This window comes from Phreatobacter aquiterrae (assembly GCF_053471285.1).
Genome location: NZ_JBJPHW010000004.1, coordinates 280,903 through 307,063, shown reverse-complemented (window position 1 = coordinate 307,063; position 26,161 = coordinate 280,903). Strand labels below are relative to the sequence as shown.

Below are 26,161 nucleotides of genomic sequence, written 5' to 3'. Positions count from 1 at the left end.
TGGAAACGCGGCCGCCCCGGCTGCGAAACCCTGGCCAGCTACGCCGGGGCGGCCGCTCGCATCTGCGCCCTCAATGGGGGCCTGCTTTGGACGCGAAATAGGGGTGGCGATTGGAAGCGATTTGACACACCGTCGGGGGTGATGACCTGAAGAGCCGCGTCAAGAGCGGTTCCGTCGTTGAGGAATCGGGCGTCACGTCGGCCGGGGCTCGTTTCGAAGTCGATGCTGACGACCGTGCGGACGAAGCCCGGCAGGAGGGCGGCGAAGACTTTGGTGGCCAGAGTGGTGTCGAGCGCCATCGGACCGAGCAGGTTGAAACAGAGGGGCATCGACGAAAGCGCGTTCGAGTAGAGCCGGTTCTCGTCGATCATGGCTCCTTCCTCACGAAGCATGAGGGAGTGGCGAACGAGGTTGAAGACGTCGGTATTGATGAAGTTCAGGCCGGCGCGGGCTGCATCAAGACTGAGCAGCGAGCCGAGCTTGATATGCTTGGGCTTCGGTTCGTCGGTGACATGCGCGCCGATCGGGATGTTCTGATCCTCACGCCAGTACGAAGCCAGGAGCCGGGCGGCGGACCGAAATCGGGTGTCAGTCGAGATGAAGGCGTGATGCTACTTGAGGATTGCCTCTGGAACCAACGGCACCCGAATGGGCCTCGCGGCCCGCGGCTCGGAAATGAATTCATTGCCCAGGATGGCGGGCGGCGCGGGGGCCTCGGAGGCAATCGCGGCCGGAGAAGCGGCGGCGGTACCGGCGACAAGAGCCTTGGAGGCAGTGCGGGCGGGTTTGGTCGAGCGTGTCAATGAAGCATCCCTCATACGCCGCCGCCGGGCCGGCAGCGATGAAAGGGATTCGGCTGAGGCAGGGATGAGTTTCGGGGGAATCGATTTCAGAAGCCGATTTTCCGGTTTTGACCGTTGACCCCTACCGAAAGCGGTCCGACCTTGTTTATATCAATGACTTAGCCATGCTGATGAACAGGTTTTAGGGACTGGCGATTTTTCGGCCGCCTAAAGCGCCGGTTCCGAGGGAGTTGAACGTTGCCGACCGACGATCAGTTGCAATGGCTGGAGACCATCGGCGATCCCGACGAACTCGCCAGAAACCTCATCGAAAGCGGGCTTCTCGAAGATCCCGATGAACGTGTTCGAGCATTGGTTAGGTGGGCGCGAACAGGTCGCGGCGAGTCGTCGAGATCGATCTCCAGCCTTGTTCCCGCTCCGCCGCCCGCTAGAGGCGAGAAGCTGCGACGAAGGCACTTCGAGCGGATCAGGCCCCACTATCCGGCATTGGCCACGACGTTCGGCGGCGCAGCCGAAGAAGGCGAATTCGTGCCTCTAGGCGAGTCGCATGAATCGTTGCCGCCGCAGGAGCCCTACTCGCCCGATCAGCCGCCGTTGCCGTCCTATGACGGGGACCGCACCCTGGCGATCCATCTGCACGAGAATGGCACGAAGATCTGGCCGCACATTGAGGGGCTGACGTTTCCGTCGCCGCCTGGCTACGAAGGAAAGAAAGTAGTCGCCAACCCGTTCGCGGCGCCTAAGCCGAGGCGGCAGTCTTCCGCCCTGACAGCTCTTCACGTAGGCCGCCTCTACGATGCCATTTCATTCTCGATGGTGAAGCATGGTGCCATCATGAACGCCCACGTCATCATTCTCTGGGAGCTCATGGGAATCCACGACCACCGGCGCGCTGCGAAGCTGATGGGTCGCTACCTGAATGAGGCCCAGAAGTGGATGCGGTCGCCGAGGCACCAGCATGACCTACATTGGGTCTATGTGCATGAAGCCGCGCCGGAAAGGGGCTTTCACTCCCACATCCTGATGTCGTTTCCCCGGCTCCTCCGAGTGGAGTTCGAGCAGTGGTCACGAAAAGCCCTGGCGCGGCTGGCGCGGCGTGACGAAATCCCGGGCAAGGCGTTCCGGCTGGTGGTTGCACGTCGGGACAGTGACGCGGGAGCAGTGGCCCGGTGCTGGTCGTGGTTCCGGTACATCACGAAGCAGCTGGGCGGCGAGGAGAAATTCACGGTCGTCAAGCCGGGCGGCAATCGCGTAGGTGTGCCGGTGCGGGATGTGTTCAAGCCATGGCCGGCCCGGTCGGGCGGGTCAATTGAATGCGCCCAGTTGGCCGGCGGCTCACACAGCATTTGGACGAAGGCCCAACTTCAGGTCGACTTCAGGTCGTGGCTGACGCAACGCCAGTTTGATCGCATGTACGCGGGGGAGGAAATTGAGTTTTTCCGGCGAGACCAGGAGCGAATGGCGCTCCCAGAACAGTGGGCACCCGGCTTCTCTCTGCGGTCATAGTGGGGTGCGCAAAGCGCAAGGAAGGACTTAACTTACGTTCTCGACTGCGTTCTCGTTGACGTTGGATCGAAGAACGACAACGACGCGAACGACGAGTGGAGGGGGTTCGTAAAAATCACACAATGTCAATGGCTTGGCAATCCTCTCGGCGCATATAACCCAGAGCGTTTCTGCAAATCTGATCATAGGTACATGGTGTTGATTTGCGAAGCCAGCACGCGCTCCAGAAGCTCCAGAAGGGCGGTAAAGCCCCGTTCCGAGTGCCTTTCGCAGGGGTCCAAGGTGATTGTGCCGCGCACCGGATAATAATTCACCGGGCCAATCTTGAGCTGATGATCGGTCTTCCGTTGAACGTGGTATTTGAGTTCAACAAGCTGTCTGATCTGGTCTCGAACCGTGGGGGTGTCACAAGGCCGAATGGCGGCGGCGATAATCTTCTCGGCGGGGGTCATCGAACGGCACCACGAACGTGACGGGAGCGCGCTTCGACCACGGTTGGCCGCGAGATCAGCCATTGTTCTGCGTCGGTCATTGTGACGAGGGTTCGCGAAGATACCTTCACGGCACGCAAGCGGCCTTCGCGAATTTCGTTCCATGCCGTCGTCCGGCCGAGCCCGGCCCAAGTGGCGAAGTCGTTGACGGACATCGCGCCTGGTCTCGCCGACTTCTCTGCTGAGTTGATCATTTGGCCTCCTTGCCTGCCCGCGATCGTTGCGGGCGAGGCGATATAGAGGTCGGCTCGGTGGCCGATCAGAGAGTCCGCATCGAACGACGACTTAGACCGCTAGCGTTGCGCCGGGCTGGCTCTCGTTGTGCTTGGACGGAGGTTTTGAGGCACAATACCCGGACCATGCCTCCGCCAGCTCTTTCCTTTTGGCGAGCAAATCCCCGCGTCGGTAGGCCGCCTCGACTTTGTCTGACACGGAGTGAGCCAATGCCATCTCGGCCACGTCGCGGGGGAAATCCGTCCGTTCGGCCACCCAGTCACGGAAGGTAGAACGGAACCCGTGGGCCGTGATGTCGTTGCGCTCCATGCGCCGCAACAGCATCAAAAAGGCCATGGTGCTCAGCGGTTTGTCAGCCTTGGCGCCGGGAAACACAAAGTCGGATAAAGGCAACTTCTGCATCTCGGTCAGGATGCCGATAGCTGCGCTAGACAGCGGAACTCGATGCTCGCGCCCAGCTTTCATTCTTTGGGCCGGGATCGTCCACAGCGCTGCATGCAGGTCGATCTCGCTCCACCGGGCGCTGATTGTCTCACCTGTACGGGTCGCAGTGAGGATGCAGAACTCAAGACCGCGCGCTGCGATTCCCGCCTGGTCGCGGAGCGCTGTCATGAAGGCCGGGATTTCGTATATGGGGAGCGCGGCGTGATGTTTGACGCGGGAGACTTTGGAGCGGGCCGCGAGCATATTGTCGAGGTGACCACGCCACCGAGCGGGGTTCTCGCCATCGCGAAACTCACGAACGCGCGCCCAGTCCAGAACGCTCTCGATCCGACCGCGTACACGCGAAGCGGTCTCTGTTTTGGTGTTCCAAATTGGCTGAAGCACCTTCAAGACCATCGCGGTGTCGATTGATGACACCGGGAGCTCCTTGAAGACCGGATAGGCATATGAGGTCAACGTAGAGGTCCATTGGGCCACATGCTTCTCGTTCTTCCAGCCGGCTTGATGAGCGTCGATATAGGCCTCGGCGCACTTCTGGAATGTCATCGCCCGTGCGGCATCCGCACGCGCCTTCGCCTTGGCGCGGTGCTTCTCCTCGATCGGATCAATACCGTTGGCGCGAAGATTGCGGCAGCGCGCGGCCTTCTCCCTGGCCTCTTTGAGTGTGACGGCGTTGAACGACCCGATGCCACAGTCGCGAAGGCGACCATCAACACGGTAGCGAAAAATCCAGCTCTTGGCGGTCCCTCGCACCTGTAGATAGAGGCCGAGCCCGTCGGAATAGTAGCCCGGTTCGGTGACGTTTTGGACGAAGACCGGAGCCAGCCGCTTGCCGTTTGTCACTCGCGCCCCCTAACCCACTACCCATATATCTACCCACACATAGATCGCGGATTGGGGCGATGCAATACGAACGAGTATGAACCCCACTATTCAAAAATGCATGTTATATCAGTCTACTGGATGATGACAGCTGAACTGCCAGGAACGCCAACGGCATGAGTCTTGGCGGACTCCCTCTCCGCCAGCGCCTTCAATGGAGCACTGCAGTTCGCGGCCTTGTCATCGGCGTGATGTGCGGTCGCACGGCGTCGTCCGCGGCGCCAATCCATCCCCTGCGGATTGCGCGCCTGCCAATGAGGCGACGGCTCAAAGCGCCAGTCGCGACTTGCTCATGTGCAAGGTGACGATCGCTCCCTCGGGCAGCCACTCCGACTGGATCGAACCTCCGAGCTGCTGCGAAACACTGCGTTCCACAAGCTTGCTGCCGAACCCTGCCCGATCGGGCGCGGCGGCGATGGTCGGGCCGCCCCGTTCGATCCATTTCAGCGTCAGGGCATCGCCCTCATCTTCGCCGGACAGGTCCAGCGAACCGCTGTCTCCCGAAAGCGCGCCGTACTTGAGCGAATTGGTCGCGAGCTCGTGGAAGACAAGAGCCAAGGTGGTGGCCGACTGTTCACCGACTCCGACCCTTGGAACGGCAATGCGGATCCGACCCTCGAACACACCCTCCTCGTCATAGGGCTGCAGCAGGATCGCCAGGAGATCGCCGAGCAGGGCGGCGTTTCCACGCTGGCCGGGCGTCGGCCGGACGAGATCATGGGCGCGCCCCAAGGCGATCAGGCGCTGGGTGAGCTGCCGGGCCATGTCCTCGGCAGTCGTGGCCGAGCGCGACGTGAGGGTCGTCAGGCCCGATGCGATCGCGAGCAGGTTCTTGACGCGATGGCTCATCTCGCCGGCGAGAAGCTCATTGCTCTCCTCCGCCTGCTTCCTGGCCGTCACATCGAGGAACACGCCGAAGCTGACCGCTTGGCTGTCCGAGGCGTCATGGCCCTGACCGCGTGCGGAAATCCACCGCACGACGTCGTCGACGATGATCCGAAAGTCGATCTCGTATGACCCGCTGACGGCACGGGTCGCGTGGAACGCCTCCTTGACCCTGTTCCGATCAGCCGGATGGATGCGTTCGGACAAGCTCTCGAAGGGCACCGAAGCGACGCCGTCGGGGACGTTCCAGAGATGCCGGGCAGCCTCGTCCAGGTCGAGAGCGTCCGTCTCGACGTCCCACGACCACAGGGCGACTCCGGCCGCTGTGATCGCCAATCGAAGGGCTTCCGCCGTCCAGATCGAAGGGGTGGGCACGTCCGGCAGCGCGGAGCTCCATGTCAATCCTGCAGAATACCGACTCTAGGTGTGATCGTGGCCAAAGCCCAGAAGTTTTGAGGGTCGGCGGGAAAACCGCGTCGTCCCGGGACCGTGTGCGCAGGAACCGCCCGGCCACAAACGCCCGGCTTGCACCGCTCGTTGCCGGCCGGCTATGGACGCATTCCCCAACGCAACGGCCACGCGCTCATGACCCCTCCTCCCGTAATCATTGCCGGCGGCGGCATCGGCGGCCTGGCGACGGCGCTGACGCTGCACCACATCGGTATTCCCTGCGTGGTGCTGGAGTCGGCGCGCGAGATGCGCCCGCTCGGGGTCGGCATCAACCTGCAGCCGAACGCCGTCCGCGAACTTGGAGATCTCGGCATCGGCGAGGCCGACCTCGACCGAGTCGGAGTGCAGGCGAAGGAGTGGGCGTTGGTCGGCCTCAACGGCAACGACATCTACTCCGAGCCGCGCGGACGACTCGCCGGCTATCGCTGGCCGCAATATGCCGTTCACCGCGGGCAGTTCCACATGCTGCTGTTCGACCGCGTCACCGAACGGCTCGGGGCCGACGCCGTGCGGACGGGGTGCCGGGTCACCGGCTATGCGAAGACGGCCGGGGGCGTCCAGGTTGAGGTCGAGCAGGCCGATGGAACGCGACGCGATCTTGAAGGGGCGCTGCTGATCGGCGCCGACGGCATCCACTCGGCCATCCGCGCCCAGATGCACCCCGATCAGCCGCCGATCCACTGGGGCGGCGCGCTGATGTGGCGCGGCACCACGCAGGCCCGCCCGATCCGCTCCGGCTCCTCCTTCGTCGGGCTCGGCACCCATCGCCAGCGCATGGTCATCTATCCCATATCCCCGCCCGATCCGCAGACGGGCCTCGCGACGATCAACTGGATCGCCGAGGTGACCCTCGACACTGCCGAGGGGTGGAAGCAGAGCGGCTGGTTCCGGCAGGTGGCCATCGACGACTTCATCCACCACTTCGACGGCTGGACCTGGGCCTGGCTCGACGTGCCGGCGCTGATCCGTGGTTCGGATGGGGCCTACGAGAATCCGATGATCGACCGCGATCCCGTGCCGACATGGCAGGACGGGCCGGTCGCGCTGCTGGGCGATGCCGCCCACGCCATGTACCCGACCGGCTCCAACGGCGCGAGCCAGGCGATCATCGATGCCCGGGTGCTGGGCGCCGCCATGCTGGAGCACGGGATCACCCCGGCGGCGCTGGCGGCCTATGACCACCGGCTCTGCGGACCCGTCTCCCAGCTCATCCTGCGCAATCGCGGCGCCGGACCCTTCGGTCTGCTGAACCTCGTCGACGAACGCTGCGGCGGCACCTTCGACGACATCGACGATGTCGTGCCGCCGGACGAGCGCGCCGCGTTCATGGCCGGCTACAAGGCGGCTGCGGGCTTCGCCATCGACCAGCTCAACGCCGCGCCGCCGATCATTGCGGCTGGCGCGCGCGTCTCCGTCCCGGCGGCCTGAAGACAGGGCTCGTCAGCGGGCCGGAATCTGGCCGCTGTCTGCCCTCCTGCGCGCCGGTCGAGGTATGTCCGGGCGGCACGCCAGAGATCCATTGACACTCCGGCGATTGTTCTGAAGATTGAACGATACAGGCGTATTGTAGAGCGATGCGATCTGCGTCGCCGGAGCTTTCGCCTGTGCGACCGACTGGAGATGCGCGTGTCCGACATCGCTGCCGCCGCTTCCCCCCGTCTTCCGCCCGTTCTCGACGTCGATCCCTACGCCGACGACGTGCTGAACGAGCCTCACGCCATGCACGCTGCGGTGCGCGATGCCGGCCCGGTCGTCTTCCTGCCGCGCTACGGCGTCTATGCCATGGGGCGTCATCGCGACATCCTGCCTGTCCTGAAGGACTGGGAGACATTCTCGTCCACCGGCGGTTCAGGCCTTGCCGACATCCGAAAGCCCGGCGCCTGGCGCGCTCCGAGCCCCATCGTCGAGGTCGACCCGCCGCAGCACACCTCGGTGCGCACCGCGCTCCAGCGCATCCTGTCGCCGGGGCTCATCCGCCAGTGGCGGGAGGATTTCGAGACGGCGGCCGATCGCCTCGTGACAAGCCTTGTCGCGCAGGGCGCGTTCTGCGGCGTGCACGATCTCGCCGAGACCTATGTGTCGACGACCTTCCCGGAGGCGCTCGGACTGCGCAATTCTCCCGAGCGGCGCGACAACCTCTTCCTGCTCGGCGCCCTCAATTTCGACGGTCAGGGACCGCGCAACGCGCGCTATGAGGACACCCAGCGCCGCGCGGACGCTATCTGGGACTGGTATCTCGACAGCATGAAGCGCGAGGCCATGGTGCCCGGCGGCTTCGGCGAGAAGATCTTCCTCGCCGCCGACGCCGGGGAGATCGAACACGACACGGCGCCGCTCCTCGTCCGGTCCTTCCTGCGCGGCGGCCTCGACACCACCAGCAGCATGATCTCGGCGGCCCTGTGGTATCTGGCGAAGGACCCGTCGCAATGGGCGCTGCTGAAGCAGGATCCGGCCCGCATCCGCCAGGCGCTGGACGAGGCGATGCGGCTGGAGACGCCGATCCAGAACGTCTGCCGCCAGACCATGCGGGCGGTGGAGATCGACGGCGTCACCGTGGAGAACGACGCCAAGATCCTGATCATGCTCGGGGCGGCCAACCGCGATCCCGACCAGTGGGAACGGCCGGACGCCTTCGACGTGACCCGCCAGACCCTGGGGCAGCTCGCCCTTGGAGCCGGGGTTCACATCTGCATCGGCCAGATGATCGCGCGTCTCGAGGGCGAGGCGGTCCTGAAGGCCATGTTGGCCCGCGTCGGATCGCTGGCGCTTGTGGGAACGCCGACCCGCACGCTCAACAACAACCTGCGCAGCCTGAAGACCCTGCCGCTCGCCGTCACCGCGGCCTGAGCGCACGGCTGCGTCGCCCGCGCGCGCATGACGCCTGCGGGCCGCCATGCTATCGGAGCGGCCATCGTCCTGCTCCGCGGCCCCGGCGGACAAGCTCTTCGTGTCCATGACCCACCCCATCGCAGACCACACCGACGTCGTCATACTCGGAGCCGGGCAGGCCGGGCTCCAGGCCGCCCTGTCGCTGCGCGAGGAGGGGTATTCGGGCACGATCCAGATGATCGGCGACGAGCCCGTCCTGCCCTACCAGCGGCCGCCGCTGTCCAAGGCCTTCATGCTCGGGACCATGGCCGAGGATGCCCTTGTCCTCAGGCCGCAGGCCATGCTCGACAAGCTGGACATCCGCCTCGCCACCGGCGTCGCCGCGGTGCGCATCGATCGCCCGGCACATCGGCTGGTTCTGGCGGACGGAGTCTCCTGCGGCTACGGCCATCTCGTCATCGCCACGGGCTCGCGTGTGAGGCGGTGGACCGGGGCGGGCGCCGAACTCGACGGTGTCGCCTATCTGCGCACGCTCGCCGACGCCCGCGACCTCGGCGGTCGCCTTGAAGCCGCGAAGGAGGTGGCGGTGATAGGCGCCGGGTTCATCGGCCTCGAATTCGCGGCGGTGGCGGCGAAACGCGGCAAGCGCGTCCATGTCTTCGAGGCCGCCGACAGGCCGATGGCGCGCGCCGTGACGCCCGCCATTTCCGCCTTCTTCCGCGAGCGGCATGAGATCGCCGGCGTGCAGCTCCAGTGCGGCGTTTCCCTGGACGGCATCGCGGGCGAGACGGGGAAGGTGTCGGGCGTGAGGCTGGCAACCGGCGAGGTCATTCCGGCGCAGCTCGTCCTCGTCGGCATCGGCGGGATCGCCAACGGCGAGATCGCCGCCGAAGCGGGCCTTGCCGTCGACAATGGCGTGGTGGTCGACGACATTCTGCTGACGGCCGACCCCGCCATTTCGGCCATCGGCGATTGCGCCAATCATCCCAATCCCTTTGCCGGCGGCCGCGTGCGTCTCGAATCCGTGCAGAACGCCATCGACCAGGGCCGGGTCGTGGCTGCGCGCCTCGCCGATAAGCCGCAGCCCTACCGCGCGGTGCCGTGGTTCTGGTCCGACCAGGGAGACCTCAAGCTGCAGATGGCGGGCCTCACCGCCGGCTTCGACGATCAGGTCGAGATCGGTTCGCGCGACGAGGCGCGGTTCTCCCTGCTCGCTTTCCGGCAGGGCCGCCTGATCGGCATCGAATCGGTCAACCGTCCGGCCGACAACATGCTCGCCCGCCGCATCCTCGCGCGAGCCGAGCCGGTGACGCGGGCGGAAGCGGATTCGGCCGGCCATGATCTCAAGGCGCTTTCGGGCGCACGGGCGGCCTGACGCCTGTCCGCGGGCCTACGACTTTCGGTGAATCGGAATTGGAAAACGATACGGCCGTGTTGCGTGGCGCGTGCCCCCGCGCATAGCTTTGAACCCAAGGTTGAATCACGGGGCGGCCAGCGTCTGGCACTAAAATGCCGGAGCGAAAAGGCCGCACCCTTGGGGGAGAGCCGTTGAGGCTCGCGCTGACGGCAGGCCATGACAAAAAACACCGGCGTATCCGCCGTCGACGAGCGTCTGTTCCTGCAATCGGTGGCGCGGGCGCTGGATGTGCTCGAAGCCTTCGCCCGCAACCCGCGGCCGAAATCGCTGGGTGAGATCGCGGCCGCGACCGGGGTCAACAAGAGCGCCGCGCAGCGCATCGGCCAGACCCTGCTGGCGCGTGGCTATCTGGAGCGCGCCGACAGCGGCGGGCTGACCCTCGGGCGGCGGCTTCTCGACCGCTCCTTCGACTATCTGAGGTCCAATCCGCTGATCGAGCGGGCGACGCCCGTCCTCACCGACCTCCGGAAGATTGCCGGGGAGCGCGTCGATCTCAGCCTGTTCGACGACACGACGACGATCTACGCCATCCGCCTGCAGAGCAAGCGCGAGACCTTCTATGCGACGCTGCCGGGACGCCGGATCCCGACCTTCCTGTCATCCGGGGGACGCGCCTGCATGGCTCACCTCGCAGATGAGGTGGTCGACGACATCCTGGCGCGGTCCGACCGACGCCCCCTGACACCGAAGTCGCGGACCGAGCTCGCGGAGATCTGGGAGAAGGTCCGCGAGGCCCGCAGCGACGGCTATTGCCACGGCGTCGAGGAAGCACTCCAGGGGGAAGTGGTCCTCGCCGCCGCGGTGCTCGACGGCCAGCGTCGCCCGATCGGGGCCGTGCACATCGCGGGATCGCTCAGCGAATGGTCGGTCGAGGACTTCCGCCGCCGCTTCGCCCCGCTGGCGATCGAGGCCGCCCGCGCCGTGAGCGGCTGACGTCACCGGCGGCCGCGCCGCGACGGCACCTTTGCCATGGGTCTGCATCCACGTCAGGCCACCCATGAGGCTGCAACATGCGGTTCCGTCAAATCACGGGGTGACAGGGGGCGGTGACCCGTTCAATCTGATCGATATAGCCGTATCGAACATCGATACGAGAATGCTTGTCGGCTTCCGCCGACGATCGGCGTGGGGGCGGCGGCGACGGCGGTTCCGTCTGCTGCCCCGAGACAGGATGCGAGGTGCCCATGGTCGACCCGGAATCCGGACGTTTCGCGGGCCGCGTGGCGGCCGTGACCGGTGCGGCGGGCGCGCTGGGCCGCGCCACGGCGGCGCGCCTCGCCAGCGAGGGCGCCCGGCTTCTGCTGTTCGACCGCGATGCGGCCGGCCTCGCCGCGACGCAGGCGCTCTGTCCGGGATCGGTCACGGTGGTGGGCAATGTGTCCTCCGCCGCCGACGTGAAGCGCGCCGCCGATACGGCGCGTGAGAAGCTCGGGCCGGTCGAACTGCTGGTCGCAGCGGCCGGCATCATCGGTCCCTCGAAGGGCGCCATCGATGCCGAGGAGGAGGAGTTCGACCTCGTCTTCGACATCAACGTGAAGGGCTCGTGGCTTGCGGCGAAGTACTTCATTCCGCAGATGCGGGAGATCGGTCGCGGCTCGGTGGTGCTTTTCTCCTCCACCGCCGGCCTGCAGGGCTCGCCGGTCTATTCCATCTACTCGGCCTCCAAGGGCGCGGTGACGCTGCTGACCAAGAGCCTCGCCCTCAACCATGCAACCGAGAACATCCGCGTCAACTGCGTCTGCCCAGGCACCATCGATTCCCCCATGCACCGCCAGGGGATGGCGGCGATCGCCGACCCCGTCGCCCGCGCCGAGCGCGAGGCCTTCCAGAAGGCCAAGCACCCGATGAACCGCTTCGGCCAGCCGGAGGAGGTGGCGGCCGGGGTGCTCTATCTGCTCAGCGACGACGCCTCCTACGTCACCGGCCATGCCCTGCCCGTCGATGGAGGGCGCCTTGCCTGATCCGACACGCTTCGCCGGCAAGGTCGCCATCGTCACGGGGGCCGCACGCGGCATCGGCGAGGGCATCGCCGGGCGTTTTGTTGCCGATGGCGCGAAGGTCCTGCTGGTCGATCTGATCCCCGAGGTGGAAGCGACCGCCGCCCGGCTCGGCCAGCCCTTCCTCGTGAAGAACGTCACGGACCGCGATGCCGGCGAGACCATCGCCCGCGCGGCGCTGGACGCCTTCGGCCGCATCGACATCCTCGTCAACAATGCCGGGATCGGCGGATCGAAACGGCTGATGGAGAGCGACGATGCGCTGATCGACCGCTTCCTCGAGACCAATCTCGCCGCCGTCCTGCGCGTCACCCGGGCCATCGTCCCGCACCTGCCGCGGCCCGGCGGGCGCATTGTCAACATCTCCTCGATCTTCGGCATCACCGGCTATCCCGGCACCACGGCCTATGCGGTGGCCAAGGCGGGCGTCGCGCAGTTCACGCGCCAGCTTGCCGGTGAACTCGCCCCCGAGGGCATCCTCGTCAACGCTGTGGCGCCCGGTCTCATCGAAACGCCGATGACGACCGGCCATCGCCAGAACGCGCTCTACACCCGCCTCATCGTCGAGGGCACGCCGGTGGAGCGCATGGGCACGCCGGCCGACATCGCCGGGCCGGTCGCCTTCCTCGCGTCGGAGGATGCGGCCTTCGTGACCGGCGCAGTGCTGCCGGTGGATGGCGGTTTCCTCGCGGCGCGGCACGGCAAGGTTTGAGACGTGGCAGGGTCCTGCCGGACCTCCGCCTGACACAAGGAGACGAGACGATGCACGACATGAGCGTCAGATGGCCGAACGGTGCGCGCTGCGCCGTGATGCTGACTTTCGACTTCGACGCCGAGACCCTGTGGACCTCGCGCGATCCGGAAAATGTCCGCCGCCCCGGCGTGCTGAGCCAGGGGCGCTACGGCGCCAAGGTGGGCGTTCCGAAGATCCTCGACACGCTGCGCGAGGAGGGCGTGAAGTCGACGTTCTTCGTGCCCGGCTGGACCGCCGAGAACCACACCGACCGCGTCGAGATGATCCTCAAGGATGGCCACGAGGTCGCCCACCATTCCTACTCCCACAAGTGGGTGAGCGATGATCCGCAGGCGGAAGTGGAGGAGATGGAGAAGGGCCTCGAGGCGCTGAAGCGCACGGTCGGCGTGGTCCCGAAGGGTTACCGGTCGCCGGCGGGCGAGGTGTCGGAAGGCCTGTTCAAGCTCCTGAAGCAGCACAATTTCCTCTACGATTCCTCGCTGATGGACGACATCAACCCCTACCGCCACGTGATGCCGGACGGCTCGCCGGGGGTCATCGAGCTGCCCTGGCACTGGTCGCTGGACGATGCGCCCTTCGCGCTGTTCTCCGTGAAGACGCCGCGGCCGATCTTCACCAACGAGCACATGCTGAGCGTCTACAAGGAAGAGTTCCGAGAGATCTACAAGTGGGGCGGCCTGTTCGACATGATCTTCCACCCGCAGGTGGGCGGCCGGCCGAGCCGCATCGCCCTGATCCGCGAGTTGATCGCCTTCATCCGCACCTTCCCGGGCGTCTGGTTCGCCACCGGCGCCGAGGTGGCCGAAGCCTGGTCGAAGGAGTACGAGCAGGGCTGAGGCGCGCGGGGTCCGATAGCGCGACGGCGGGCAGCGACAAGGCGACTTGTCTTCTGCCGGCCGGCGTGGCCCCTTGCGGGACTTGGCCCCGAAGGAGGCATGACGTGAGCACCGGCCTGATCGCGCTGCTGGACGACATCGTGGCCCTGACCAAGGTCGCGGCTGTGACGCTCGACGATGCCGCCGGCCAGGCCGCCAAGGCCGGCGCCAAGGCGGCCGGCATCGTGATCGACGACGCTGCGGTCACGCCGCGCTACGCCGTCGGCTTCGCCGCCGCGCGCGAACTGCCCATCGTCGGCAAGATCGCCATCGGCTCGCTGAAGAACAAGCTGCTGTTCCTGCTGCCGGCCGCCCTCCTCCTGAAAACCTTCGCGCCCTGGGCGATCACACCGCTGCTGATGATCGGCGGGGCCTATCTCTGCTACGAGGGCTTCGAGAAGGTGCTGGAGATGGTCGTGCCGCACGGCGAGGCCGAGGTGGACGTCAGCGCCGGCGACGGATCGCCTGCCGCGGCTGCGGCGCTGGAGGCCGAACGCGTCGGCGGCGCCATCCGGACCGATTTCATCCTGTCGGCCGAGATCATGGCGATTGCCCTGTCGACCATCACCGCGACCTCGATCTGGACGCAGGCTCTCGTGCTCGCCGTCGTCGGCATCGGCATCACGATCCTCGTCTATGGCGCGGTGGCGCTGATCGTGAAGGCCGACGATGTTGGTCTCGCTCTGGCACAGAGCCACCGTCCCGTGACGGGGCTCGGCATCGTGCTGCGCGGCCGGCCGACCGGGCTCGAGATGAACGGCCCCACGGCCGTCGACCGCGCGGTGAGCCCGCTGACGCAGGGCCTCGGCCGCGGCCTCGTGCGCGGCATGCCGCATTTCCTGAAGACCCTCAGCCTGGTCGGGACCCTCGCCATGCTGTGGGTCGGCGGCGGCATCTTCGTCCATGGCCTCGCGGGCTGCGGCTGGGCCGGGATCGAGCACGCGATCCACGCGGTCGCGGTGGTAGTGGCTGCGGTGACACCTGCCCTGCACGGCGCAGTGGAATGGGTGGTGACGGCGACGGGCTCCGGCCTCGTCGGGCTCGCCATCGGCGGCCTCGTCTTCCTCGTCATGCACTTCGCGGTGGACCCGATCCTCGGTCGCGGCAACGCGCACGGCGCGGACGGCGGAACGACCGCCGCCCATTAAGCCCGATCCCGCCCGGCGTCAGTCGTTGAAGTTGACGACCGCCTTCTCGGATCGCTCGTCGGCATAATAAGGATAGACCGCGTAGTCCCGGATGAAGTGCAGCGAGATGTAGAAGGAGATGCGGTTGTCGTCGCCGCTGTTCGAGATGCCGCGGTGAATGGTGCCGCGGCCCATGTAGAGCACCGACATGGGCTTGGCGACGATCTGGTGCACCTCGAAATGGTCGACGCTGCGGGCGAGCGCATCGACATCGACGGCATCGACGTTCGAGGCCACCGTCTCCAGCGCATCGTCCGGCGTCGTCTCCGGCAGGGTGATGAACTGCGTCGCGTTCCTGTCGGTGAACTGAGTGAGCGGGATCCAGATGGCGGCGGCATCGGTGGTGTAGTCCACGTGCCAGGCCTGCTGCTTCGAGCCGATCGGGTTCACCACGAACCCGTAGCCGTCCATGATCGCGCCCTTTTCGGCGAACTCGGCGGAAGCCTTCAGGCACCAGTCGTGCAACTCCTTCGCGAGGACCTTGTCGGAGAGCTCCATGGAATCGCCCTCCTCATCCTCCTGCCAGATGTTCATCCAGCAGATCTCCTTCTCGGCGATCTGCTCGTCCCAGCGGGGACCCATGGACGCCTTCAGGTCCTCGTAGGCGCGCGTGAGGAGAGGGCGCGCCTCCTGCGGAACGGTTCCCACAAAACGGAAGCCCATGAGTTCGGGTTTCAGTTTCACGTAATCGCGGTCGTCCATTCTGGCCTCCGGTCCGGCGCTGTCCTGCTGCGGCGTACTGTCGCAGGACAGCGCCGTGAACATGAACACATGCTGAAGGGAGAATGCTGCAGCCGCGTGATGGTCCGCGGCGGCGAGACCAGCGGCGGAACCGATTTTCCGGCGGGTGCGTTGGCTCCCGACAAGGATCAAACTCGGAGAGCCGCCATGCCGACCCCGGCAGAACTCACGCACTCGTTCTGGAGCCACCTTCGCTCCGACATGACGGTCATGGCCGGACTTGCCGCCGAGGACGGTCACATGCGCCCCCTGACGGCCCAGCTGGACGGTGACGGCGATCACGGGCCGATCTGGTTCTTCACGGCGAAGGACACCGACATCGTCGAGGGTCTGGACGGTTTGGCGCGCAAGGGTTCGATCAGCTTCGCCTCGAAGTCGCACGACCTCTTCGCCTGCGTCCACGGCACATTCGCGGTCGACAACGACCGCGACATGATCGACCGGCTGTGGAACCGCTTCGTCGCCGCCTGGTACGAGGAGGGCAAGGACGATCCGAAGCTGACGCTTCTCCGCTTCGACCCGGAAAAGGCGGAGATCTGGGAGAATGCCTCGAGCCTCTGGGCCGGGCTCAAGATCATGCTCGGCGCCGACCCCAAGGCGGACTACGCGGACAAGGTCGCCAAGGTCGCGCTGCGATAGTCGCGCCGGCCGGCGACCAGCCCGGCCGGACGAGGGGCGATGCGGTCGAAGGCCGCCGCGCCCCTCGCGTCATAAGACCATGCGCGTCAGAAGACCACGACCGAGCGGATCGACTTGCCCTCGTGCATGAGGTCGAAGGCGGTGTTGATCTCGTCGAGCGGCATGGTGTGGGTGATCAGGCTGTCGATGTCGATCTTGCCGTCCATGTACCAGTCGACGATCTTCGGCACGTCGGTGCGGCCCCTGGCGCCGCCGAAGGCCGAGCCCTTCCAGACGCGGCCGGTGACGAGCTGGAACGGGCGGGTGGAAATCTCGGTGCCCGAGGGCGCGACGCCGATGATGATGCTCTCGCCCCAGCCGCGATGGCAGCATTCCAGCGCCTGACGCATCGTCGTGGTGTTGCCGATGCACTCGAAGGAGAAGTCGGCGCCGCCCCCCGTCAGGTCGACGATGGCCTGAACCACCTTGTCGCGGCCGACCTCGTCTGGATTGACGAAATGCGTCATGCCGAACTTCTTCGCCATCTCGACCTTGGCCGGGTTGAGATCGACGCCGATGATCTTGTCGGCGCCAACCATGCGGGCGCCCTGGATGACATTGAGGCCGATGCCGCCGAGGCCGAAGACCACGACGTTGGCGCCGGGCCAGACCTTGGCGGTGTAGATCACCGCGCCGATGCCGGTGGTGACGCCGCAGCCGATGTAGCAGATCTTGTCGAAGGGGGCGTCCTCGCGGACCTTGGCGACGGCGATTTCCGGCAGCACCGTGAAGTTCGAGAAGGTCGAGCAGCCCATGTAGTGGAACACCTCATTGCGGCCGCGGCCGCCGACCGGCTCGCAGGAAAAGCGCGAGGTCGCGTCGGGCATCAGGCCCTGACCCTGCGTGCCGCGGATGGCGGTGCAGAGGTTGGAGCGCTGCGAGAGGCAGGTTTTGCAGGCGCGGCATTCCGGCGTGTAGAGCGGAATGACGTGGTCGCCGACCTTCACCGAGGTGACGCCGGCGCCGATCTCGCGGACGATGCCCGCGCCCTCGTGGCCGAGGATGGCCGGGAACTTGCCCTCCGAATCGAGGCCCGACAGCGTGTAGGCGTCGGTATGGCAGACGCCGGTCGCCATGATCTCGACGAGCACCTCGCCGGCCCTCGGCCCCTCGATGTCGATGGTCTCGATGGTGAGCGGCTTGTTGGCCTCCCAGGCGACGGCGGCACGCGATTTCATGAGGCTTCTCCGGAAATGTCGATTCGGCGCGATGACACCATGGCAAGGATGACGGGGCAATGAGGGCGGCGCTCCCCATCGCCCCCTGCGCTTTCCCTCGTCGTTGACGATGCTAGGGTCGCCAGACAAGAACAGCTTGAGGAAACCGCCATGAAGGCGCTCGTCATCCACGCTCCCCACGACCTCCGGCTGGAGGAGCGCGAGGTCGCGCCGCTCGGGCCGGCCGAGATCGCCGTGCGGATCGGCGCCGGCGGCATCTGCGGCTCGGACCTGCACTACTTCCACAATGGCGGCTTCGGCGCGGTGAGGCTGAAGGAGCCGATGATCCTCGGCCACGAGATCGCCGGCACGGTGGAGCGCATCGGCGCCGCCGTCGCCTCGGTGAAGCCGGGCGACCGGGTCGCGGTCAGCCCGTCGCGCCCCTGCGGCCAATGCCGCTACTGCCTCGAAGGCAAGCAGAACCACTGCCTCAACATGCGCTTCTATGGCTCGGCCATGCCTTTTCCCCACATCCAGGGGGCATTCCGCGAGGTGCTGGTCTGCGACGCGGTGCAGGCGCACAAGGTCGCCGATGGGGTCAGCCTCGGCGAGGCGGCCTTCTGCGAGCCGCTGGCGGTCTGCCTGCATGCGGCGCGGCGCGCCGGCCCGCTGCTCGGCAAGCGCGTGCTCGTCACCGGCTGCGGACCCATCGGCGCGCTGTGCGTTCTTGCGGCGCGGGCGGCGGGAGCGGCAGAGGTCGTCGCCACCGACGTGGCCGATGCGACGCTCGCCGTGGTGAGGGGGATGGGGGTCGCAACGACGCTCAACACCGCGGCCGATCCCGAGGCCCTGAAGCCCTATGAGGCCGACAAGGGCACCTTCGACGTGCTGTTCGAGGCCTCGGGTAACATGAAGGCGCTGACCGGGGCCTTTGCGGCGCTCCGGCCGGGCGCGGTCATCGTGCAGGTCGGCACCGGCGGCAACTTCACGCTGCCCATCTCCGTGCTGGTCGCCAAGGAGTTCGAACTGCGCGGCACCTTCCGCTTCCACGAGGAATTCGCCACCGCCGTGTCGATGATCGGCGAGCGGCGGATCGACGTGCGCCCACTGCTCACCGCCACCCTGCCGATGGAACAGGCGGTCGAGGCCTTCCACCTCGCCTCCGACCGGTCGAAGGCAATGAAGGTGCAGATCGCCTTCGGGTGAGGGGCACGGCAAGGACGACAAGCCACGGCGCATGCCCCACCAAAGCAAAAGGCCCGGCGCTGAGGCCGGGCCTTCCGACAGCAATGCGCGCCGCCTCAGGACGGATTGACCGTCGCGTCGATGACGTTCGACAGCTTGTCGGCGATCATGCCGATGTCGTCCTCGGTGACGATGAAGGGCGGCGTGACGACGAGGCAGTCGCCGGCGGTGCGGATCATCATGCCCTCGTCGTGGAAGGCCTTGTCCATGGCGACGAAGGCGCGCTTGCCCGGCGCGTCCTTCCAGCTCTCGATGTCGATGGCGGCGGTGAGGCCGACCTGGCGGATGTCGAGCACGCCGGCCTTGCCCTTGAGCTTTCCGAAGATGGCGTCGGCCCAGATGGGCTCCAGCATCTTGGCGCGCTCGAACAGGCCCTCGTCGCGGTAGAGGTCGAGGGTGGCGAGGCCGGCGGCGCAGGCCAGCGGGTGCGCCGAGTAGGTGTAGCCGTGGAACAGCTCCACCATGTGCTCCGGGCCGGTCATGAAGGCGTCGTGCACGTGCTTGCGGGCGATGACGCCGCCCATCGGAGCCGCGGCGTTGGTGACGCCCTTGGCAAAGGTCATCAGGTCCGGCGTGACGCCGTAGCGCTCGGCGGCGAAGGGCGCGCCGAGGCGGCCGAAGCCGGTGATGACCTCGTCGAAGATCAGGAGGATGTCGTGCTTGTCGCAGAGCTCGCGCAGGCGCTTCAGATAGCCCTGCGGCGCCGGCAGAACGCCGGTGGAGCCGGCCATCGGCTCGACCATGACGGCGGCGATGGTGGAGGCGTCATGCAGGGCGACGATGCGCTCCAGCTCGTCGGCGAGATGGGCGCCCCACTCCGGCTCGCCCTTCGAGAAGGCCTGCTTCTCGCGGTTGTAGGTGTGCGGCAGGTGGTCGGCGCCGGCCAGCAGCGTGCCGAAGACCTTGCGGTTGGAGACGATGCCGCCAACCGTGATGCCGCCGAAGCCGACGCCGTGATAGCCGCGCTCGCGGCCGATGAGGCGGGTCTTGGAGGCCTTGCCGCGGGCGTTCCAGTAGGCGATCGCCATCTTCAGCGCGGTGTCGGCGGCCTCCGAACCGGAGTTGCAGAAGAACACGTGGTCGAGGTCGTTCGGGGCCAGCGCCGCGATGCGGCTCGCCAGCTCGAAGGCCTTGGGATGGCCGAACTGGAAGGACGGCGCGAAGTCGAGCTCGGCCGCCTGCTTCTGGATCGCCTCGACGATCGGCTCGCGGGAGTGGCCGGCGCTGGAGCACCACAGGCCCGCGGTGCCGTCGAGGATCTGCTTGCCCTCGGGGGTGTAGTAGTAGAGCCCCTTGGCGCGCGCCACCATGCGCGGGCGGGCCTTGAACGAGCGGTTGGCCGTGAACGGCATCCAGAAGGCCTGGAGATCGTTCGGGATGGCGGTGTTGGTGGCGTCGTCGCCGACCACACGCAGCGCGCTCGTCTTGGACATGGAAGTTCTCCGGAAGGGGCGGGTGAAAGAACGACCATACCAACAGGCGGACAAGGAGCAAGCCGGGGACGCGAAGGGGAGGGATGCGGGGGAGGTCAGGCGGCCTGAAGACGCTCCCACTCCTGCTCGAACTGGAAGCAGTACTGCTCAGCCTCGTCCTTGGGCAGAAGCCCCGCCATCTGGGGGAAGATGATGCGGTAGAGGCTCTGCTTCGACCAGTCCCAGGGCATGGTCTCGGCAGCCCGCGCCTCGGCCAGGATGCGCTCCAGCCTGCGGCGGACTTTCTCCGGGTCCGGCTGCCATTGCGGCTCGCCAGCGGCCGCCCCGAACAGGTCGCCCTGCGAGTCGTCGGTGCCGAAGAGATCGGGTTGCGCCTGTTGTGCCATGCCTGCCTCGAATCATCAACAGGATGGCCCAACACGGCTGGCCTTGCGAGAGGCCTGGCGACTTATCCCCGCTCGGGAAAAGCCCGGAGATAGGCGGTGTCGATGGCGGCCATCTGGGTGACGGTGAAGGCGAGAGCATGGGCGATACGGCCGATATGGGTGATCTCGTCCAGCGACAGCGTGCGACCCCGCCGCGATTTCAAGTACTTGTCGAGCACCTGATAGCCGCCGACGTGGAAGGACCACACCTGCTCCGGCACCGGTGCGAACCCTTGGGTCGCGTTGATGTGGATCCGCCGTTCATCCTTCGACCAGTGCACGTCATCGACGACGTTGTTGCCGCGGCCGACAAGCTGGCCGAGGCCGGCTGCCGGCAGATTGCGCATCAGGTGGGCCTCCACGAGGGCCCAGCCAAGAGTTGAGAGTGCCTCGAAGTCCTCTGCCGCTGTTGCGAAGGGAATGCGCGGGAAATCCATGCGCAGGAACTCCGCATAGCGCCGCCGGTAGGTCGGCGCGTGCAGGATGGCGTAGATGTAGCCAATGATTTCCTCAGGGGAGTACAGTTGGTCGTAGCGAGTGTCGAGATAGCTTCGGAAACCGGCCGCGAGGTTTTCGCTGGCGTTCCCATCCGCGTCGAAAAGGTACGCAGGGCAGACATAGTTGGCTTCGCTTGAGGCGTCCGAAATGGCGCAGTCATTCGCCGGCGCGTCGGCCACAAGGGAGTGCCGCCAATTTCGCGTACCAATCTGGCGGGATACGAGGATCGACAAGTTTGAACGATTCCTCACGTGATCGATCAGTTCACGTCGCGGGCGGTCCATAAACTCTTCCCCAAGGAAGCAGGTCCTGCTGTCGAAAGGCCTATAGAGACAAGTAACTATTGGGTCTGTTGGGCACATTCGCTCCCTCAGCGAAGATCGCGCATCCTCCAATTTCCAATCGGCGGTGTCCTTCAAATTGAACCTCTGTCTGGCCTCGTCGTCCTGATCTGGGCCAATCAACACATCTACACGTTCTTGAATTTCAGCTCGATTAAACGCGACAGCGAAGTCGTCGCGGTGAGTCTGAAAGCCGAGCACGTTGACCTTGAAAATCTGCCTCTTGTCCTCCGGCGGGTTCAGGCTATCGGCGATGGGCCACCAGCCGCCATACTCATCCCACCCCGTCCAGTCGATCGGGGCCATGGTGTAGTAGGGCGCGACTATCTGCGGCTGCGTCCAGACGACGGAACGGAACGCCGTGTTGGCGCAGTATTCATATTTCTGAATCCGCGTTCCCCAGAGGTCCATGTGCCAGACGCCCTTCGGGGCATTGCGCTTCTTGACGAAGATGGCGATGGCGACGCCCTTCTGGATGTCGAAGACGTTGTCGTTGTCGAGGCCCTCCGGCACCGTCTCCTTCGGCTTTGTGCTGCCGTGCAGGTCGAGAATGTGAATCTGGTCGAAGCTGCGCATCAGGCTCTGCCGCATGCCTCGGAAGGTCGGATTGTCGAGCCACGAATGGTTGGTGATGATGCCGACGATTCCTTCCTCGACCGCATCCATCTTGAGCTGGGCAAAGCGCATGAACTTGACGTAGTCGTCGTTGAGCCATTTCGGGTTGCGTTCGCCGAGCGGCTTTTCCTTGTCCGCAAAGATGGGCTGGCCATCTTCGCCGCGCCCCGTCTCGATGCGCTCGATCGTCTGGCGATAGCCTTTGATCTGTGCCGTGATCCATTTGCCCTTGTTCTTCGAGTGACCGGAATAGGGCGGGTTACCGAGAATGACGAGGATCGGCTTGTCCTTGACCTGCTGGGCGGCCTCGACCTCCGCGGCAAGCTGGGGCAGCAGGGCGTTTCTCTGCGGTTCGACCGGTTCCAGCGTGTTGGTCAGATAGATCTGCAGTCGCTCGTCATCGGCGAGCCCGTGGTCCTTGTCCTTGAGGTATTGCGACAGCTTCAGGTGGGCGATGGTGTAGGGCGCAATGAGATATTCGAAGCCGTAGAGGTTCTTCAGCATGTGTTCGCGGACGACGGCGTCGGCCTTGCCGGCCTCGGCGCCGCCGATATTGGCGAAGATGCGTTCCATGACCTCGAGCAGGAAGGTGCCGGTGCCGGCGGCGAAGTCGAGAACGGTCACCTTGCTGTGGTCGGCGAGGCCATCGCGGATACCGAACGTATCCTTGAGGATGTCGTCGACGGCGCGAACGATGAAATTCACCACCGGCGGCGGCGTGTAATAGACTCCGCGGCTCTTGCGCGTGTCCTTGTCGTAGGCCTTGAGGAAATCCTCGTAGAAATAGATGAAGGGATCGCGCTCGAAGAGACGATGTTCCTCCTCGTCCCCGGCTTTCACCTTGCGGCCGATCGCCTTGCGCTGACGGAACGACAGGTCGCTGCGGACCGCCTCGATGGCGAGGCCATTGATGATCGACAGAATCTCGTCGACCACCCAGCGCGCCTCGTCATAGTCCGCCTCCTGCATCTCCTCCAGGAAGCGGACGAGTTCGCGGATTAGCCGGAACGAGCCGGGGATGAAACGGCGGACATTGTCGAGCTGGACGACGTCGCGCTCGCCGGCATTGAGCTTGGCGAGGAAGAGGCCATAAGCGAGCATCTGGGCGAAGGCGTCGGCGAATTCCTTGACTGTCAGCTCGTGAAACACCTGCTCGCGGAACACGTCGTAGAGGCCGTGAAGACGACCTTCCTTGTGTTCCTTGGTCTGGCGCGTCAGTTCCGTCGCGAGGAAATCCCGCAGCAACTTGGATCGGGTGGCGAGCGCCAGGGCCAGTTGCTGGGCACGCTCCAACCCCTGCGGTGGTGATGAGAAGAAGGCTGAGAGGAGGACGGCCACCTCTTTCGCCTGATCGGGATTGACGCGGATCGTGCGGCTTTCGAGATCGGAGGCATAGGCCAGCTGCGCCCGGCCCAGCACCTTGCCCTCGGCGTCGATCCGGATGAACTGGAGATAGTCGGTGACAACGATGTTGTCGGACAGGCTGCGGTAGCGCTTGATCTGGTCAGACTTCAGGACCTTGTCGAGATTGGCGCCGATTTCCTTGACCTCGACATAGCCGAGGATCATCCCCTTCGCCTTGACCTTGAAGTCGGGCGCGCCCCTTTCGGCCTCGCGGCGCGGTTCGTGCTGAATGGCGATCCCCGCGGCAGCCGCATCAGCCGCAAAAGCGTTCAGCAAAGCCTCCAGCGCGGCACGGCCACTATGTTCCGTGCCTCCGTCGCGGTAGCTCGCCGCGAGAGTGACGAGATATCGGTCAAATCGATTGTCCATGGCGCTCCATCCCGGGCGGATAAAACAGGCGTGCTGAGGAGGTTGCAAGTCTCGTTTGCATCCGGTTTGCGGAGTCCGCGTTGGTTGCAGCTTGAAGTCGTGATGGGGAGACCCGCCGCGATGTCATTCGGCGCGCCGACCTCGGCCTTCGTCCGCTCGCCGCGGCAAGGGGCTATCAGCCGTCCGCCGGTAAGGCTGCTTGCGTTCCGCAGGTCCAGCGACTATTCATCAGTCTAGAACAATTCTAATCAAGGCATCGCCATGCTCAGCCGCTTCTCCCTTGCCGGTTTCGGCAGCAAGCGCCGCTTCGACGATCTCAGCGAGCAGGAAATCCTCGCCCTCGCCATTTCCTCCGAGGAGGAGGATGCGCAGATCTACCGGGCCTATGCCGGCAAGCTCGCCAGGACCTTTCCGCGCTCGGCGGCGGTGTTCGAGGGCATGGCGGCCACCGAGGACGAGCACCGGCGCCGGCTGATCGAGGCCTATCAGCGCCGCTTCGGCGACTTCATCATCCCGATCCGGCGCGAGCATGTGGCCGGCTACATCGCCCGCAACCCCATATGGCTCATCGAGAACCTCGGGCTCGACCGCGTCCGCGAGGAGGCCGCCGACATGGAGCGGCAGGCGGGCGCCTTCTACATCGCCGCCGCCGCCCGGGCGACCGATGCCGACACGCGCAAGCTGCTCGGCGATCTCGCCGCAGCCGAGGCCGGCCACGAGCGGGAGGCCAATGCGCTCGCCGCCGAGCACCTCACCGAGGAGGGACGCGGCGAGGAGGATGCCGCCGCCCACCGCCAGTTCGTGCTGACCTGGGTGCAGCCGGGCCTCGCCGGCCTGATGGACGGTTCGGTGTCGACGCTGGCGCCGATCTTCGCCACCGCCTTCGCCACTCAGAACCCCTGGACGACGTTCCTCGTGGGCCTGTCGGCCTCCATCGGCGCCGGCATCTCCATGGGCTTCACGGAAGCCGCCCATGACGACGGCAAGGTGTCGGGGCGCGGCTCGCCGCTGAAGCGCGGCATCGCCTCCGGCGTGATGACCACCATCGGCGGCCTCGGCCACGCGCTGCCCTATCTCATCCCCGACTTCTGGACCGCCACGGTCATCGCTTTCGCCGTGGTCTTCGTCGAGCTCTGGGCCATCGTCTGGATCCAGAACCGCTACATGGAGACGCCCTTCCTCAGGGCGACGTTCCAGATCGTGCTCGGCGGCGGGCTGGTGCTGGCGGCGGGCATCCTGATCGGCGGCGCCTAGCGTCCGGAAACGAAAGGCCGCCCCGTCCTGCGACGGAGCGGCCCCTCCTGTCCGCTCGTATCGAGCGCCGCGGCGGGGCGCTGTTGCGCTTTCCCGCCGCAAGGACAGCCGCGGCGCCCGGGGGCACCGCGGCGAAGCTCACATCACCACCACCCGCGTTCCGACGCGCACGCGGCTGTAGAGGTCGATGACGTCCTCGTTGCGCATGCGGAAGCAGCCGGAGGAGACCGCCTGTCCGATGGTCCAGGGCTCGTTGGAGCCGTGGATGCGATAGAGCGAGGAGCCGAGATAGAGGGCGCGCGCGCCGAGCGGGTTGGCGGGACCGCCGGCCATGAAGCGCGGCAGGTCGGGGCGGCGGCGCAGCATCTGCGCCGGCGGGCGCCAGTCCGGCCACTCGGACTTGCGGGTGATGGTCTTGGTGCCGGTCCAGCCGAAGCCGGGGCGGCCGATGCCGACGCCGTAGCGCATGGCCGTGCCGCCGGCCTGCACGAGATAGAGGTGCCGCTCTGCGGTGTTGATGATGACCGTGCCGGGACGGTGGCTGGTCTGGTAGCTGACCTGCTGCGGCAGGAAACGCGGGTCGACGCCGCGCGGACGCGTGACGCGCGGGGTCTGGTAGTCCTCGGCAGGCCGGGCGGTGAGCGGGCGCACCGGCTCGAGGCCGGGAGCCGGCTGGTAGCTGGCGCGCAGATGGGCCGCCGGCGACGGACCCTGCGGAACGGTCGCCGCGCGCGGCGGCGCTCCCTCGCGGCGGGCGCCGGCGATGGGCCCGGCCTGCTGGCCCCCATTGTAAAGGAACTCGATGAAGCCGCCGCCAAGCTCGCTGCGGCGCGCGCCGGCGATCTGGGCGGAGGCGGTTTCGGTGAGGGCCACCAGAAGGCAGCCGGCCGCCAGCGCGGCCGCGATACGGGAACGAGACATCGACGGACTCAGGGAACACACACGTCGACCGGGCAGGCAGCCCCGTCTTCTGCCCTGATGAAACGGCGGCAGAGGCAAGGGAATGGTAAACGTCGGCCCGGCCGGGGGCCGTTTTGGCGGCGCCGGGGCGGAGACGTTTCGTTTACGGTTAAGCGCCGGTGAATGGCCGGCGGGCCGCCCTGTCGCGCATCAAGGGATTGTTAGCCTTACCGAACTTTCCGGTGCCTGGGCACCAATCGGCGGCTGTTTCGGAACCGCTCCTTAACCGTCTCCGCCGAAGCTCGACCCACGTCCGGACCATATTGGCCGGAGGCAAGTCCTGCCCG

Annotated in this window: 23 protein-coding genes; 12 read left to right on the top strand and 11 right to left on the bottom strand. The window is 66.1% G+C overall.

Annotation, left to right across the window (positions count from 1 at the left end; translation table 11 throughout):
• Positions 1 to 38: 38 nt before the first annotated feature.
• On the bottom strand, positions 39 to 599 hold the full coding sequence (locus ACJ4V0_RS08975; RefSeq protein ID WP_448299239.1) for a PGN_0703 family putative restriction endonuclease: 561 nt from the start codon (positions 597 to 599) through the stop codon (positions 39 to 41).
• Positions 600 to 1,040: 441 nt separating this feature from the next.
• Here ACJ4V0_RS08975 and ACJ4V0_RS08970 point away from each other — a divergent pair, with 441 nt between their 5' ends.
• Positions 1,041 to 2,309: a hypothetical protein gene (locus ACJ4V0_RS08970; RefSeq protein WP_448299230.1), complete on the top strand. Its 1,269-nt coding sequence runs from the start codon at positions 1,041 to 1,043 to the stop codon at positions 2,307 to 2,309.
• Between the two features lie 182 nt (positions 2,310 to 2,491).
• On the opposite strand, the gene ACJ4V0_RS08965 is transcribed toward ACJ4V0_RS08970, so the two are convergent.
• The 4 genes from ACJ4V0_RS08965 to ACJ4V0_RS08950 all read right to left on the bottom strand — a co-directional run bounded on the left by ACJ4V0_RS08965 (position 2,492) and on the right by ACJ4V0_RS08950 (position 5,581).
• Positions 2,492 to 2,761: a hypothetical protein gene (locus ACJ4V0_RS08965; protein ID WP_448299229.1), complete on the bottom strand. Its 270-nt coding sequence runs from the start codon at positions 2,759 to 2,761 to the stop codon at positions 2,492 to 2,494.
• Complete coding sequence (locus ACJ4V0_RS08960) at positions 2,758 to 2,994, bottom strand: helix-turn-helix domain-containing protein (protein ID WP_448299228.1); 237 nt, start codon at positions 2,992 to 2,994, stop codon at positions 2,758 to 2,760. The genes ACJ4V0_RS08965 and ACJ4V0_RS08960 overlap by 4 nt, the downstream gene beginning before the upstream one ends.
• 91 nt (positions 2,995 to 3,085) lie before the next feature.
• The gene (locus ACJ4V0_RS08955) at positions 3,086 to 4,321 is read right to left on the bottom strand and encodes a tyrosine-type recombinase/integrase (protein ID WP_448299227.1); all 1,236 of its coding nucleotides are present in this window, start codon (positions 4,319 to 4,321) and stop codon (positions 3,086 to 3,088) included.
• 306 nt (positions 4,322 to 4,627) lie between these two features.
• Positions 4,628 to 5,581, bottom strand: a complete 954-nt coding sequence (locus ACJ4V0_RS08950; protein WP_448299226.1) for a sensor histidine kinase — start codon at positions 5,579 to 5,581, stop codon at positions 4,628 to 4,630.
• A gap of 249 nt (positions 5,582 to 5,830) precedes the next feature.
• On the opposite strand from ACJ4V0_RS08950, the gene ACJ4V0_RS08945 reads away from it, so the two are divergent.
• The 8 genes from ACJ4V0_RS08945 (at position 5,831) to ACJ4V0_RS08910 (ending at position 14,715) form a co-directional block, all read left to right on the top strand.
• Entirely contained in the window at positions 5,831 to 7,123 is a 1,293-nt protein-coding gene (locus ACJ4V0_RS08945) for a flavin-dependent oxidoreductase (protein ID WP_448299225.1), read from the top strand.
• Between the two features lie 198 nt (positions 7,124 to 7,321).
• Positions 7,322 to 8,542 (top strand): cytochrome P450, encoded by a 1,221-nt coding sequence (locus tag ACJ4V0_RS08940; RefSeq protein WP_448299224.1) that lies wholly within the window; start codon positions 7,322 to 7,324, stop codon positions 8,540 to 8,542.
• A gap of 106 nt (positions 8,543 to 8,648) precedes the next feature.
• On the top strand, positions 8,649 to 9,899 hold the full coding sequence (locus ACJ4V0_RS08935) for an NAD(P)/FAD-dependent oxidoreductase (RefSeq protein ID WP_448299238.1): 1,251 nt from the start codon (positions 8,649 to 8,651) through the stop codon (positions 9,897 to 9,899).
• Between the two features lie 198 nt (positions 9,900 to 10,097).
• The gene (locus ACJ4V0_RS08930; protein WP_448299223.1) at positions 10,098 to 10,874 is read left to right on the top strand and encodes an IclR family transcriptional regulator; all 777 of its coding nucleotides are present in this window, start codon (positions 10,098 to 10,100) and stop codon (positions 10,872 to 10,874) included.
• A gap of 251 nt (positions 10,875 to 11,125) precedes the next feature.
• On the top strand, positions 11,126 to 11,902 hold the full coding sequence (locus tag ACJ4V0_RS08925; RefSeq protein ID WP_448299222.1) for an SDR family NAD(P)-dependent oxidoreductase: 777 nt from the start codon (positions 11,126 to 11,128) through the stop codon (positions 11,900 to 11,902).
• Complete coding sequence (locus ACJ4V0_RS08920) at positions 11,895 to 12,650, top strand: SDR family NAD(P)-dependent oxidoreductase (protein WP_448299221.1); 756 nt, start codon at positions 11,895 to 11,897, stop codon at positions 12,648 to 12,650. Before ACJ4V0_RS08925 ends, ACJ4V0_RS08920 begins: the two co-directional genes overlap by 8 nt.
• Positions 12,651 to 12,709: 59 nt before the next feature.
• A complete protein-coding gene (locus ACJ4V0_RS08915) occupies positions 12,710 to 13,528 on the top strand; it encodes a polysaccharide deacetylase family protein (protein ID WP_448299220.1) in 819 nt (272 codons plus the stop codon).
• A 104-nt stretch (positions 13,529 to 13,632) separates the two neighbouring features.
• Positions 13,633 to 14,715 carry a DUF808 domain-containing protein gene (locus tag ACJ4V0_RS08910; RefSeq protein ID WP_448299219.1) on the top strand — a complete coding sequence of 361 codons (1,083 nt, stop codon included), beginning with the start codon at positions 13,633 to 13,635 and terminating at the stop codon, positions 14,713 to 14,715.
• An 18-nt stretch (positions 14,716 to 14,733) separates the two neighbouring features.
• Here ACJ4V0_RS08910 and ACJ4V0_RS08905 read toward each other — a convergent pair whose 3' ends face one another.
• The gene (locus tag ACJ4V0_RS08905; protein WP_448299218.1) at positions 14,734 to 15,456 is read right to left on the bottom strand and encodes a phytanoyl-CoA dioxygenase family protein; all 723 of its coding nucleotides are present in this window, start codon (positions 15,454 to 15,456) and stop codon (positions 14,734 to 14,736) included.
• Positions 15,457 to 15,642: 186 nt separating this feature from the next.
• On the opposite strand from ACJ4V0_RS08905, the gene ACJ4V0_RS08900 reads away from it, so the two are divergent.
• The gene (locus ACJ4V0_RS08900) at positions 15,643 to 16,134 is read left to right on the top strand and encodes a pyridoxamine 5'-phosphate oxidase family protein (RefSeq protein ID WP_448299217.1); all 492 of its coding nucleotides are present in this window, start codon (positions 15,643 to 15,645) and stop codon (positions 16,132 to 16,134) included.
• A gap of 86 nt (positions 16,135 to 16,220) precedes the next feature.
• Here the strand turns inward: ACJ4V0_RS08900 and ACJ4V0_RS08895 are convergent, their stop codons facing one another.
• Entirely contained in the window at positions 16,221 to 17,351 is a 1,131-nt protein-coding gene (locus ACJ4V0_RS08895) for an S-(hydroxymethyl)glutathione dehydrogenase/class III alcohol dehydrogenase (RefSeq protein ID WP_448299216.1), read from the bottom strand.
• Between the two features lie 150 nt (positions 17,352 to 17,501).
• On the opposite strand from ACJ4V0_RS08895, the gene ACJ4V0_RS08890 reads away from it, so the two are divergent.
• On the top strand, positions 17,502 to 18,536 hold the full coding sequence (locus ACJ4V0_RS08890; RefSeq protein WP_448299215.1) for an L-idonate 5-dehydrogenase: 1,035 nt from the start codon (positions 17,502 to 17,504) through the stop codon (positions 18,534 to 18,536).
• A 95-nt stretch (positions 18,537 to 18,631) separates the two neighbouring features.
• On the opposite strand, the gene aptA is transcribed toward ACJ4V0_RS08890, so the two are convergent.
• The 3 genes from aptA to ACJ4V0_RS08875 all read right to left on the bottom strand — a co-directional run bounded on the left by aptA (position 18,632) and on the right by ACJ4V0_RS08875 (position 23,660).
• A complete protein-coding gene (aptA, locus tag ACJ4V0_RS08885; RefSeq protein WP_448299214.1) occupies positions 18,632 to 20,008 on the bottom strand; it encodes an omega-aminotransferase AptA in 1,377 nt (458 codons plus the stop codon).
• Positions 20,009 to 20,103: 95 nt separating this feature from the next.
• Entirely contained in the window at positions 20,104 to 20,394 is a 291-nt protein-coding gene (locus ACJ4V0_RS08880; RefSeq protein ID WP_448299213.1) for a hypothetical protein, read from the bottom strand.
• 62 nt (positions 20,395 to 20,456) lie between these two features.
• A complete protein-coding gene (locus ACJ4V0_RS08875; RefSeq protein WP_448299212.1) occupies positions 20,457 to 23,660 on the bottom strand; it encodes a type ISP restriction/modification enzyme in 3,204 nt (1,067 codons plus the stop codon).
• A gap of 261 nt (positions 23,661 to 23,921) precedes the next feature.
• Here ACJ4V0_RS08875 and mbfA point away from each other — a divergent pair, with 261 nt between their 5' ends.
• Positions 23,922 to 24,914 (top strand): iron exporter MbfA, encoded by a 993-nt coding sequence (gene mbfA / locus ACJ4V0_RS08870; protein ID WP_448299211.1) that lies wholly within the window; start codon positions 23,922 to 23,924, stop codon positions 24,912 to 24,914.
• A 138-nt stretch (positions 24,915 to 25,052) separates the two neighbouring features.
• Here the strand turns inward: mbfA and ACJ4V0_RS08865 are convergent, their stop codons facing one another.
• Positions 25,053 to 25,835, bottom strand: coding sequence for a L,D-transpeptidase (locus ACJ4V0_RS08865; RefSeq protein WP_448299210.1), 783 nt, complete (start codon positions 25,833 to 25,835; stop codon positions 25,053 to 25,055).
• Positions 25,836 to 26,161: the final 326 nt, after the last annotated feature.

What these genes read in the sequence shown, in the direction of transcription:
- ACJ4V0_RS08875 (WP_448299212.1), bottom strand. Translation starts at nt 23,660, where the DNA reads ATGGACAATCGATTTGACCGATATCTCGTCACTCTCGCGGCGAGCTAC.
- ACJ4V0_RS08915 (WP_448299220.1), top strand. Translation starts at nt 12,710, where the DNA reads ATGAGCGTCAGATGGCCGAACGGTGCGCGCTGCGCCGTGATGCTGACT.
- aptA (WP_448299214.1), bottom strand. Translation starts at nt 20,008, where the DNA reads ATGTCCAAGACGAGCGCGCTGCGTGTGGTCGGCGACGACGCCACCAAC.
- mbfA (WP_448299211.1), top strand. Translation starts at nt 23,922, where the DNA reads ATGCTCAGCCGCTTCTCCCTTGCCGGTTTCGGCAGCAAGCGCCGCTTC.
- ACJ4V0_RS08880 (WP_448299213.1), bottom strand. Translation starts at nt 20,394, where the DNA reads ATGGCACAACAGGCGCAACCCGATCTCTTCGGCACCGACGACTCGCAG.
- ACJ4V0_RS08935 (WP_448299238.1), top strand. Translation starts at nt 8,649, where the DNA reads ATGACCCACCCCATCGCAGACCACACCGACGTCGTCATACTCGGAGCC.
- ACJ4V0_RS08960 (WP_448299228.1), bottom strand. Translation starts at nt 2,994, where the DNA reads ATGATCAACTCAGCAGAGAAGTCGGCGAGACCAGGCGCGATGTCCGTC.
- ACJ4V0_RS08925 (WP_448299222.1), top strand. Translation starts at nt 11,126, where the DNA reads ATGGTCGACCCGGAATCCGGACGTTTCGCGGGCCGCGTGGCGGCCGTG.
- ACJ4V0_RS08905 (WP_448299218.1), bottom strand. Translation starts at nt 15,456, where the DNA reads ATGGACGACCGCGATTACGTGAAACTGAAACCCGAACTCATGGGCTTC.
- ACJ4V0_RS08890 (WP_448299215.1), top strand. Translation starts at nt 17,502, where the DNA reads ATGAAGGCGCTCGTCATCCACGCTCCCCACGACCTCCGGCTGGAGGAG.
- ACJ4V0_RS08945 (WP_448299225.1), top strand. Translation starts at nt 5,831, where the DNA reads ATGACCCCTCCTCCCGTAATCATTGCCGGCGGCGGCATCGGCGGCCTG.
- ACJ4V0_RS08930 (WP_448299223.1), top strand. Translation starts at nt 10,098, where the DNA reads ATGACAAAAAACACCGGCGTATCCGCCGTCGACGAGCGTCTGTTCCTG.
- ACJ4V0_RS08900 (WP_448299217.1), top strand. Translation starts at nt 15,643, where the DNA reads ATGCCGACCCCGGCAGAACTCACGCACTCGTTCTGGAGCCACCTTCGC.
- ACJ4V0_RS08865 (WP_448299210.1), bottom strand. Translation starts at nt 25,835, where the DNA reads ATGTCTCGTTCCCGTATCGCGGCCGCGCTGGCGGCCGGCTGCCTTCTG.
- ACJ4V0_RS08895 (WP_448299216.1), bottom strand. Translation starts at nt 17,351, where the DNA reads ATGAAATCGCGTGCCGCCGTCGCCTGGGAGGCCAACAAGCCGCTCACC.
- ACJ4V0_RS08965 (WP_448299229.1), bottom strand. Translation starts at nt 2,761, where the DNA reads ATGACCCCCGCCGAGAAGATTATCGCCGCCGCCATTCGGCCTTGTGAC.